The organism is Raoultibacter timonensis (assembly GCF_900240215.1).
In the GTDB taxonomy this organism is placed as follows: domain Bacteria; phylum Actinomycetota; class Coriobacteriia; order Coriobacteriales; family Eggerthellaceae; genus Raoultibacter; species Raoultibacter timonensis.
In genome coordinates, this window is the sequence record NZ_LT964679.1 from 95,643 (window position 1) to 106,996 (window position 11,354).

General features: G+C 58.9%; 6 protein-coding genes. All 6 read right to left on the minus strand.

Features of this window, described 5'->3' with window-relative positions; translation table 11 throughout:
* Position 1: 1 nt before the first annotated feature.
* Positions 2-2,221, minus strand: coding sequence for a DEAD/DEAH box helicase (locus C1722_RS00420; protein WP_102377512.1), 2,220 nt, complete (start codon positions 2,219-2,221; stop codon positions 2-4).
* A complete protein-coding gene (locus tag C1722_RS00425) occupies positions 2,218-3,534 on the minus strand; it encodes an ATP-binding protein (protein WP_102377513.1) in 1,317 nt (438 codons plus the stop codon). Before C1722_RS00425 ends, C1722_RS00420 begins: the two co-directional genes overlap by 4 nt.
* Positions 3,535-4,971, minus strand: a complete 1,437-nt coding sequence (locus tag C1722_RS00430) for a TerB N-terminal domain-containing protein (protein WP_180994955.1) — start codon at positions 4,969-4,971, stop codon at positions 3,535-3,537.
* A gap of 487 nt (positions 4,972-5,458) precedes the next feature.
* Positions 5,459-7,069, minus strand: a complete 1,611-nt coding sequence (locus C1722_RS00435; RefSeq protein ID WP_102377515.1) for an alkaline phosphatase family protein — start codon at positions 7,067-7,069, stop codon at positions 5,459-5,461.
* 2 nt (positions 7,070-7,071) lie between these two features.
* Positions 7,072-9,138, minus strand: a complete 2,067-nt coding sequence (locus tag C1722_RS00440) for a YidC/Oxa1 family membrane protein insertase (protein WP_425319327.1) — start codon at positions 9,136-9,138, stop codon at positions 7,072-7,074.
* Between the two features lie 124 nt (positions 9,139-9,262).
* A partial coding sequence (locus C1722_RS00445) for an alkaline phosphatase family protein (RefSeq protein WP_102377517.1) occupies positions 9,263-11,354 on the minus strand: 2,092 nt, incomplete at its 5' end.

Consider the following 11,354-nt stretch of genomic DNA (forward strand, 5'->3'; position numbering starts at 1 on the left):
GCTACCTCCCGTATCCCATATCCTTCACCAGCCCGTCGAAATCGAGGAAGTCCTCGACGAACTGCTTGCGCACGAGCGAATAGGGAACGAATGCGTTGTACTTGCTCGCGATCTCTATGCCGTCGGGCAAAGGCAGGCTGTGCAGGTCTGGCTGCGATGCGAGGATCGCGTGGATTTCGTTTTCGAGCTCCTCGGCGGTGCCGCTGTAGTTCACCTCGAGATAAACCGACGTCCTCCAGGGAACCTTGCTCTTGATGCCCCTTCCGAGCAGGCAGAAGTGCAGGGTGAACAGCTGTCGCGTGCCCACCCAGGGAAAGACGGCGAACGTGCGATCCGATAGCGGCGTGACCAGATGGTCGGCGATGCCGCTTCCCAATGCGAGGTAGCGAATTTCGCGGAGGCGCTCGGCGCAGCTTTCGCTCAGATACGGGTAATGCTTGCCGTTTCGAAGGACGTCTCGCACGGTGCGCACGAGCACCGTATGCAGCTCCGATTCGAAATCGACGTCCCAATCGACCACCGAGATGCCGCCTACGCGCTTGACGAAGATGACCTTCGACTTCTCGTTTACGGCGACGGTTTCCCATGTTATGCCGGCGAGCGAGAATCTCATGCCTGCGGGGTATACCTTGTCGACGGTGCCGATGGGCTTGTTCTCGTCTTTCACGAGGTAGTATTCGGGCACGATGAATACGGTGTAAAAGTGGAAGTGGTTGACGATCTTCTCACCGATGCGCCCGATGATGAGGCCGCCCTGCTCCGTCGGCTGCACGTGCTCGGTTTCGACGAGGTGGCTGAGCAGCAGGCGATAGTCGTCTTTGCTGATCTCGCGGAAGCTCTCGAGCGAGAGGATCTCCTGCGCAAGGGAAGCGGGGGAGAGCTCCCCGTTGCTTTTCAGGCAGCTCATGGTCTGGTGGTAGAGCAGCGAATAGGGGTGTCTCTGCGGCGGGATCGGTTCGATCCAGCGTTTTTTGGTGTACAGCTCGATGATGGCGATGAGCCTGAGAAACGACCAATTGATCGGGCCGAGCTTGTCGGCTGCGGTGGCCTGGACGTCTTCGACGAACGTGAACAGAAGCTCGGGGATCTGCCCGCGCCGCCCGCATCGCCCGAGGCGCTGGGCGAAGCTCGAAACGGTGGCGGGCGCTCCGATCTGGACCGCCTGGTCGAGCGAGCCGAGGTCGATGCCGGGTTCGAGCGGAGAGGTGGCCCCGGTGACAGTTTTGTCCGCGGATATCTTCATCTCGGCCTCGGCTTGGGCTCGNACGATCTTGTCCTCGGATATCTTCATCTCGTCTTCGGCTTGCTCTCGCAGCTGAGCCGATACGTTGCCGTGATGGACGCGGTACACGTCTGGTGCCTTGTTTTTGATCGCGATCTCCCGAAGGTTGGCCATGATGAACTCGATTTCCTCGCGGGAGTTTGCGAAGACGATCGTTTTCTTGTCGAGCGTCATTTTGAACAGATATTCGAAGTGCGCGCGGTCGCCTGAATCGGCGAGGTTCTCATCGCCGTCCTGCACCTTGACGAAACGGTGGACGAACAGGCGGATGCTGCCGCTCTTCTCGTCGGTCACCGGCGCCATGCAGTCGCGTCCCGAGCCGGTGCTGAGCCAGCTCTGCGCAAGCCCGAGATCGCCCAAGGTGGCGGAAAGTCCGATGCGGCGCGGTGCGGTGCCGGTGATCCTCTGCAGCCGTTCGAGCAAGCAGAGCACCTGGATGCCCCGCGAATCGCGCATGAAGTGGTGCACTTCGTCGATGATAACGTAGCGCAGATCTGAGAACATCTTGATGCAGGCGCCCCGCTTGTTCATGAGCAGGCTCTCAAGCGATTCGGGTGTGATCTGAAGAACGCCTTCGGGGTTCTTTACAAGCGCGTTCTTCTTGGACACCGACGCGTCGCCGTGCCACTTGCAGACGGGTATGTTGCCGTCGACGAGAATCTGCTCGAGGCGTTTGAACTGATCGTTGACAAGGGCTTTGAGGGGGCTGATGTACAGAACGCCCACTGATTTTGCGGGATTCTCGAAAAGATCGGTCAGCACGGGCAGAAACGCGGCCTCGGTTTTGCCCGATGCGGTGCCCGAGGACAAAAGCAGGTTGCTCTCGGTGTCGAAGATGACCTCGCATGCCGCTACCTGGACGGCGCGGAGCTCCGACCAGCCGTTGACATAGATATAATCCTGGATAAAGGGAGCCAGCCGCCCGAACGCATCGCTCATAGCTCGAACTCCGCGAAGTCGCTGTGAATGTCTTCATCGGTAAGGCCGCCCTTGGCCATGGCGAAGCTGTTGTCGCCCAAAACCTCCTGGATGCTCGTCTGGGGGTTCTGGTGAGCGATGCCGAGAATTTCGATGAAGTCGCGGATGATCTCGCGCGGGGTGATATGGGTATCGGCGCCCACTCGGTTGTACTCGACGGTGAGGAAGTACACGAGATCCTCGTGGCCGATCGACGGCTCGTAGCCGTAGAGCTGCGCATGGATGTCGCGCAGCTTTTCGACGAGCACGTACAGCTCTTCCTGCGAGAGCATCTCCAAGCGGATGATCGGCGCGGTGAGGTCCTTTCTGCCGTCGGTTGAGAAATGCCCCTCGGTCAGGCGCGACCTGAGCGCCTCGTAGCTGAAGATGCCCTTGTAGCGGTCTTCGACGCACTGGGGCGTGCATCCCATCAGAAAGCCAATGTGCTGGGCCTTGCCCTGCAGAGCGTCGTTGTACATCGTGAGCAGCTTCTCGTAGTTGTTCTGCCTCGATACGGAATTGGGTATCTTGAAGATGTTCACGAGCTCGTCGACCATGACGAGCGTGCCGTTGTAGCCGGCTCCTACGACGAATGCGGCGATGATTTTCAGGAAGTCGTACCAGGTGTCGTCGGAGACGATCCAGTTGATGCCGAGGTCCGCCTTCGCCTCGCGCCTTGAAGCGTACTCGCCCCGAAACCACTTGAGAACGTTCGATTTCGTTGCCTGATCGTCGGTACGGTACGCGCTGTAGTACAGCGCGACGGCCCGCGCGAACTCGAACCCGTTCACCATGCCCTCGAGCTCGTTGGTGACCCGGTAGATGCTCCGCTCCACCCGCGCATCGAACGCGGCGCTTCCGACGGGATGCTCTTGGGCGACCTCGGCTTGGATGCTCGAAATCCAGCGTTCGAGCACGAGCGAGAGTGCGCCCCCGTCCGGCTTCGATTTGACCGACATGGTGCGCACGAGTTCCTTGTAGGTGGCAAGACCCTGACCCTTGGTGCCCGCGAACCGCCGCTCGGGCGAGAGGTCTGCGTCCATGACGACGAACCCCTTGGCGGTGGCGTAGTTGCGGATGGTTTGGAGCAGGAAGCTCTTGCCGCTTCCGTACTTGCCGACGATGAACCGAAACGTCGCCCCGCCGTCTTCGATGATGCCGATGTCATGCAGGATGGCATCGATCTCGCGCGTGCGGCCGACCGTTATGTATTCGAGGCCGACGCGCGGCACCACCCCTCCCTTGAGCGCGTTCATCACGACGTTCGCTATGCGTTTCGGTACCTGGTTTTCCATCTATGCATCCATCGCTTTCCTGAGGTCTCGTTCGTAATCTTCGTACACGTGCACCGCATCCCCGACTTCGAGGATCGCATCGCCGATGATGTCTGCGGCCTTCTCGTTGATGCCGTCGACGAGCACCTCGGGCATGACGTTGCAATCGAGCGCGCATCGGCTGACGTCTTCGTGCGCCAGGGCTGCCCGGACGGCATCCGCCTCGGCTTCGCTGAACAGCGTTGCGAGCTCGGCCCAGGCATCGGACGGATCCGGCGTATCCCGTGCTATGGGAACGGGTTCGAGAAGGCTCGTCGACTCGCTTGGAGGCTCGGCTTCCGCAAGAGGCTGCGTCGGCAAAACCAGAGTGGGGTCAACGATGGGTACCAGGAGCTTTTCCTGCGTCGAGAGGGCGTCGATCCGTATTCGCTTGAGATTGCCGGGATCAACGGCAATCGTCTTGCGGGTGAAGCGCCGGTAGAATTCGTCGCACGCCCGCTCGACTTCGTCGGTGATCGAAATCCCGATTCGCTCGAACGCGTTTTGGTCGACCGCCTTGAAGGAGTCGAGATCGGCCGAAAGGCGGTAGCGAAATTTCCGAATCGTGCGCAAACGGGCTTCCGTCGCCTTCATGATGTAGCCGATCATCTGCGAGCCTCCATTGTCGAGCGAAACGGTTTTTGCTGTCCATACGCCATCTTCGTGCTCGTATACCTCCTTTTCGGAGATGCGGACCACGTGATCCTCCTGTGCAAGGTGGTCGTAGAACAGCGCCCTGACGAACGGTGTCCATCGCGAGGGGCGCTTGGCAACGCGAAAGACGAAATCATCGAAGCAGCGCTTCTTTTCAGAAAACACCCCGCGCAGCCGGTCGAGCACGAACGCGAAGCACCGGCGGATCAGATCGCTGGTTTCGTTGGTGTAGAAGATCGAACGCCTGATGTCGTAAGCCGCTATGCCCGAGAACAGATCGAAGCCCTCGTCTGCGTTCGCTTCGAAACAGAATACGGTGGGGTAAAACGCCTGCATGTCCTGTTCGAGTGCGAACGATCGAAACGACGCGTCGGGCAGGTAGTACACGAAGTAATCCTTGATCCAGGCGGGTACGTAGCGATCGAGGACGGGATCGCTCGTCCGGAGGGTGTCCCAGAGCTCGACGAGCTTCTCGAGCCCTTCGCGGGGATCGGAAACGCCGATGTTGTGCAAGAGCTCGTAGGCATAGAGAAACGCATACGAGGTATCCGTTTCTTGGATAAAGCCCCTGCGGGCATTCGTGCGCCAGCTGAAATATGTTCTCAGCTGCCCGTAGCCCATCTTCTGGTAACGAGGGTAGTAGCAAGAGAACGAGGCGCCTCCTTCGTACTCGTCGGCATGGTCGGCGGCGAGTACGGCCTGTTGGTAGAACACCTCTGCCTTGCCCATGTGGTACCAGACGCCCTGCTGCGCGATGTGCCTCATGTCGCGGAAAAGCGCTTGCGCTTTGTCCGGATCGGGGCAGATCGGCTGCGGTTCGGAGCGGGGCCTCCCGGCGCAAGGGGCATTGAGGCCCGTGGACTTTGTCAGCCGTTGCTCGGCCACTTCGAGCTCTACGAACGACCCGACGGGCGCTTGCCGGACATGCGCATGCGCCCGAGCCGCCTGGCGCGTAGGCCGCGCTTCCCGCGGCGGGATAGGGCAGGGGCGGTAACCCTGCTCCGAGTCGATGCCGTATATCATTCTTCCCGCGCCCACAACACCTCAGCTTACCGCGATTTGAAAAGAACATTCGTTCGATAGTATACAAGCGAACGAATGTTTGTCAATAATGGGTACGGTGCCCCGATGGGCTATGGCGCTCGGGCGCGGATCCGATTCGGGCGGGCAGCTGGACGGCGGCAAAAAAAAGAACGCCGCTTTCGGCGACGTTCTCGGTTGTGCGTTGCGGATCGGCTGCGTACGGGTCGTGCTAGCTTTTGGGCGGGCTGACGGGCCAAAAGCTTTCGGTCAATTTCCAATTGTTGAAGTCGAGCGCATCGCCGCTGATCTCGATCTCTTGGATACCGGTGTCGTGACTGCCGTCCGCAATGGTCATGTAATAGATTCGCTTGCGGTTCGGGTCGTCGACCTCGAAGACCGTCTCGCCGTACTTCGCGCTATCGCCTCCCATTGCCTGGATGACGGTCGGATGGAAGTCCATATGGCTCACGGGCATATCGGATACGGCAATCGGCTGCCGCTCGCCGCTTTCGTTGGCAGGTTTGACGAGCATGATCGGGCTTGAGGCGCCCCATTTCAGGTCTGGTAGGACGGGCGGGATGTACCAGTACCCATGGTCGGCGGTTACGATGATCGTCGATGAGTCGTACACGCCGAGTTCCTTCATCTGTTCAAGGTATTCGTTGACGATCCTCATAGATCCGATCGCCTGCTGCGTGAAGGAGGAGCCGTTTTCTCCTACGTTGCTGCCATTCTCGTCGAGGGTGTAGGGGGGATGCGCTCCCGAAAGGTGAATGAATCGGAAGGCGCCTGCTTTGCCGTCGTCGACCAGGCTCAGCTTCGATTCCTTGAGTTTCTCGAAATAGGCGGCATCGTTCATCTGATAGAGCGTGTTTGCGTCGTCTCCGCTGTCGACGGTTGAAACCATTTCGTTGTTCATCTCGTCGGTGTAGAACCAGAATTGCGGCTTGAGCAGCCATGGCATGTCCCGGTAGAGCGCTGCTTTCGCAAGAATCGCAATGGAGCCGGAAACGTTAACGTGTCGTATGCTCGTCGGGTGCAGGTTGACGGTTTGCGCAGCAAGCTCTTTTTCGGTGGGAAGCGTGTAATCCATTCCAAGGGAATCGCTGTACAGACCGATCGAATAATCGGTGTCGTATACGTCGTTGAGAAAGCTCGCGTTGCCGTATCGGTTGGCGAGGAAGTCATCGAAGGTCTGCCCCTTCTTGGGCTCGATGTCGGTGAGCAGGAACGGCACCGCATAGCGTGTGGGAACCATTGACCCCGTAGAGTTTTCGAAGAACGTGAAGTCTTCGAACGACTGAAGTAAATCCGGCTCAACTTTGAGGACGTTCTTCAGGTCTGCCGTGTCGTAGGTATCGAGGACGAATACCACGACGTTGCTTTCGGTCGATAGCTCGAACAAACCGTCCTCGGTACAGGCGATCGGTTCGGTTTCCTCCTTCCCGCCGGTTAGCACGTCTGGGTCAACGATGAGACTCGCCAGGCCGACGCTCTGCACCGCAATGAGGGCCACCGCTGTCGCTGTAGCGATCATTCGCGTTTGGCGGGCAAACTTGCGGCTCACGAGAATCAGCGCCGTGATCAGGGCTATCCATACAAATGCGGTGGTGAAGGTCGTCATGGTGTAATCTTGCCAGGGTACCGACGTTCCGTCGGCGGTTGGGAGGCCCTGGTTCATGAACATGGCTTGGACGTAGCAGCCTATGGCGATGCCCGTCATAGCGAGGAAAGCGACGGTGAACGCGCGGCCTCTGAGCACCGACATGAGGAGGGCGCACGCGAGCGCAAGGCAGCTGGCAAAAGCGACCATGTACCAGCCGACATCCCCGACGCCCATAGTTAGGCTGCTTGCGTTCGAGGCGACGATTTCAACGGGGGCGACGACGAACAGGGTGTAGAAGAGAAACGCCGAGGCGATAAGCCCGTAGCCGATTCGCGCACGCCAACGAAGCTTATTCGCTGGATCGCGTTTTTCAACGCCCGCGCGGGCGGGTTGGTTCGAGGGCGGACGTTTGTCGCCGCGCATGCCGACGTCCTGGTTGCCCTTGGAAGACGCGTCGCCGACGGGCTCGCCGGCGACGACNTTTCCTGGTTTGCGAGCATCTCCGTCACGGTTTCGGCTAGCCTGTCGAGACCGTCGAGCGGAAGCGACGTGCCGATCTCGCTACGCAGCGAGATATCGGTGGGCACGATGCCGAGTTCTTCGTAATCGGGGTTGTTGACTTTCATGGGCGTGTCGATGAAGATGCTCGGCTTGTTCGTGGAGAAGGAAAACTCGTGGGCAACCGTCGACCAGTCGGTGATCAGGATATCGGAGGTGAATACCGATTCGTTCGACGAGAAATCGTCCTCGAAGTGCAGCTCGTCGTCGGGTTTGCCGGCGTGGCGGGCGAGGATTGCTTCCCAGCGGGGACGGTAGCGTTTGGTGTATTCGGGGTGCGGCCGCACGATGATGCGGTATCCCTGCCCGTCGAGGCCTTCGATGAGTTCGTCTATGCAGGTATCGAGGATGCAGCCTTCCTGCCATGAGGGCGCGATGATCACGGTCGGACGATCGCTTTTCCGTACGCTCTTTGCGGCGATTTTCTCGTAGTTCTCGATGGTGCGGTCGAGCAGATCGTAGCCATAGGGAACCAGTGTTTTTGCGGGCGTATCGTAGAGCTCCTCAGCGCGTCGAAGCTCATCGATCTGATGCTGTCCGACGCACATGATGGTGTCGTATCCGTCAAACGCCCCTTTGTTCGGCGTCATGTGGGTCGAGGTCATGTGGTGGAAGAAGAACACGTACTCGGTGTCGTCGCAAACGTATGAGCGTTTGATATAGTAATTGTCGAGGTCCTCGAGTGTGGCGACGACCATTTGCGCGTCCATCTTCATCATGAGCGTGATGATGCGTTTCGGCCCGATGTAGTAGGGGCGGATGCGCGGCTGATCTTCGGCTATGCAAAATATCTGGTCATCGGGATCGCTGGTGACGTAGTGGATGGGCATATCCGAGTTTTCGAGCAGCCATTCGATCGTTCCTTGGAAGTACTTGTAGAAGCCACTGCTTTCAGAGTAGAAGACGATGTGCTTGTTGACGACGTTGAAGAAGCGCTTGTAGTCGGCTTTCTCGCGTTTTGCGAGAGGGTTTCTCTGGTACCACTTCTCGCCGTTCGCATCGAGCGCCTCGAGCTCCGCAAGCTCGTTTTTGCTCGCTTCGAGGTCCTCGTAGTCGATGTGCTTTTTGGGCGGGATGATCACGTTGCAAAGCGCCTGGATGGCGATGGACATGAGGTTGGAGCAGACCCAATAGAAACCCATGCCCGTTGCAACGAAGATGCCGAGCACGAACGACAGGCCGATCGACAGGCCGTTCGTCATGTTTTTCTCGGCACGCGATTGCTCGCGTTGCAGCGGATTAATGCGGTTTTGCGCGAACCCCATAACGATCGCCGAGAGTCCGGCGAAGAGCGGCATGAGCCAGGAGATGCCGCCGTCGGTTGCGGGAACCATGCCCAAAAGCTCGGTACCTGGGGCACCGTAGTCGGTGATCGAGTGAATTACGTCGACAAGGCCGAATAGGATGAGGATCTGCACGGCGAGCGGTACGAGGCTCAGCATCGGATGGTAGTGCTTTTCCTTGAACATCTCGTGTTGCTTGTCGCCGATGGTTTCGCGGTCGCCGAAGTACTTGACCTTGATGCGGTTGAGGCTCGGCATGAGCTGCACCATGACGATGCTGTTCTTCTGGCACCACAGCGACATGGGTAAGAGGACGATTTTGACGATGACGGTGAACAGGAGTATGGCGATCCACCAATTGCCCGTGAGTTGATAGCATGGCTTCATGATGAAGTCGAGCGCTTGCGCAAGCCATTCCATTGTGCGAGAGACCCTTCCCCGATCGAAGATCGTGCGTCGCATGATATGAAGTCGCGACAAAACCCGGCTGTCGTGACGGCCGAATGACTATGATAAACCTAGTGCACTCTACCGAGAAGCCCTCAATATGCAAGTTGCTTGCATATTGAACGAATGCGATCTGCGGTTAGTCTTCGGGCGGGGTGATGGGCCAATCGTTTCCAGTCAGTTTCCAGTTGTTGAAGTCGAGCGCATCGCCGCTGATTTCGATTTCCCTGATGCCCGTATCGTGCCTGCCGTTCGAGGTGGTCATGTAGTAAAGGCGCTTCCGGCCGGGATCGTTGATCTCGAAAACCGTATCGCCGTATGCGTCGCTGTCGCCGCCGATCGCCTCGATGACGGTCGGATGAAAATCCATGTGACTGACGGGGGCGTTCGAAATCGCCATCGGTTTTCGGCTTCCAGAATCGTTGGCTGGCTTTACGAGCATGATCGGGCTTGTTGGCCCAGCAACCATGTCGGGCGTGCTGTACCAGTAGCCGTGGTCTGCCGTGACGACGATCGTCGAGGAGTCGTACACGCCGAGCTCCTTCATCTGCTCGAGGTATTCTCCGACTATGTTGAGCGCGCCTTCGGCTTGCTGATCGAGCGTTGCGTTTCCCTCGCCGACCTCGGTGCAGCTTTCGTCCATGAGGTAGGGAATATGGGTGCCGTTAAGGTGTATGAACCTGAACGCGCCCGCGGTTCCCTCGTCGACGACGCTGAGGCGTTTGGTCGTGAGCTTTTCGTAATAAGCGGGGTCGTTCATTTGGTAGAGGGTGCTCGCGTCGTCTCTTTCGTCGGCGCTGAGGGTTACCATGGCGTTGTTCATTTCATCGGTGTAATACCAGAACGATGGCTTGAGGGTCCAGGGGAGATCGCGGTACAGGGCGCTCTTTGCGAGCATCTTGATCGTTTCCATTGCGTTGATCTGCTTTTTCTCGGTCGAATGCAGGTTGACGGTGCTTCGGGCTATTTCCTTTTCCTTGTCGGTGTCGAAATCGAGCTCAAGCGAGTCGCTGTACAGGCCGATCGAATAGTCAGCGGCGGCAACATCGGGCAAAAAGGTGCTGTTGTTGTATCGGTTTTCGTAAAACTCGTCGAAGGATTCCCCCTTTTCGGGAAGGGCGGCGGTGGTGAGGAAGGGCACGCCGTAGCGTGTGGGAACCATAGATCCGGTAACGTTGCTGAACAAGGTGAAATCTTCGAACGGGAGAAAGCAATCCGGTGCGATCTCGTGAATGCGGAGCAAATCGTTCGTATCGTACGTGTCGAGCACGAACACTACGACGTTATTTTCGGGGGCGAGCTCGAACAGGCCGTCCTCGGTGCATTCGAACTTCTCTGCGCCCATTGCTGTAAGTGCCTCGGGGTTGAGAAGCAGGCTTGCAACTCCGATGCTTTGCACGATGACGAGTGCGATTGCCGCAGCAGCTCCGAGAATGCGCGACAGCCGTGGCCTGATTAGGCTTGCTGTTCCCAATGCTGCGAGAAGGGCAAGCCATACGGCGGCGGTCCCCCAGGTTTTCGGTGCGTGGTCCTGCCAAGAAACCGGATTTCCGTCGGCAATCGGAAGGCCTTGGTTCATAAACATTGCCTGCAGATAGCAACATATGGCGAACCCCGTTACCGCAGCGAGGGCGACGGCAAAAGCCTTGCCGCGCAATGCCGACAGGAGCAACGCGCATGCTATCGTAAGTCCCGCGGAAAACGCCACCATGTACCAGCCGACGTCTTCGACGCCGACGAGAAGGCTCCCTGAATTCGATGCGACGATTTCGAGGGGGGCGACAACAAGCAGGGTGTAGAAGAGAAACGCCGATGCGAGGAGCGCGTATCCGAAGCGAGCGCCCCATCGGATTCTTTTGGACGCGGAGTCGTCCCCGTCTTTTTTTGCGTCGCCGGCTCGGCTCCCCTCGAGAGTCTCTTCGCGGGGCGGGAGCGGCGCTCCGTCGTCGCCGACGGGCTCGCCGGCGACGACGCGGTGGATGTCCCCCTCGACCTCCTTGCGAGCGTTCTCGTCGATCTTGAGAAGCGAGAACAGCTTGCGCCTCGTCTTGCGGAAGGCCACGCCGAGCACGGCCGAGAGAGCCACGGCGACGCCGGCGAGCGCCTGGATGGTGTAGGTCATCACGGAGGGGTCGACGTAGGCGTAGGCGGGCTCCGCCATGAACGGGAGGGCGAAGAGCGTCGCGACGGCTGCCTCGGGGAGGTGCGACGCCGCGGCCCTCGAGAGGCGC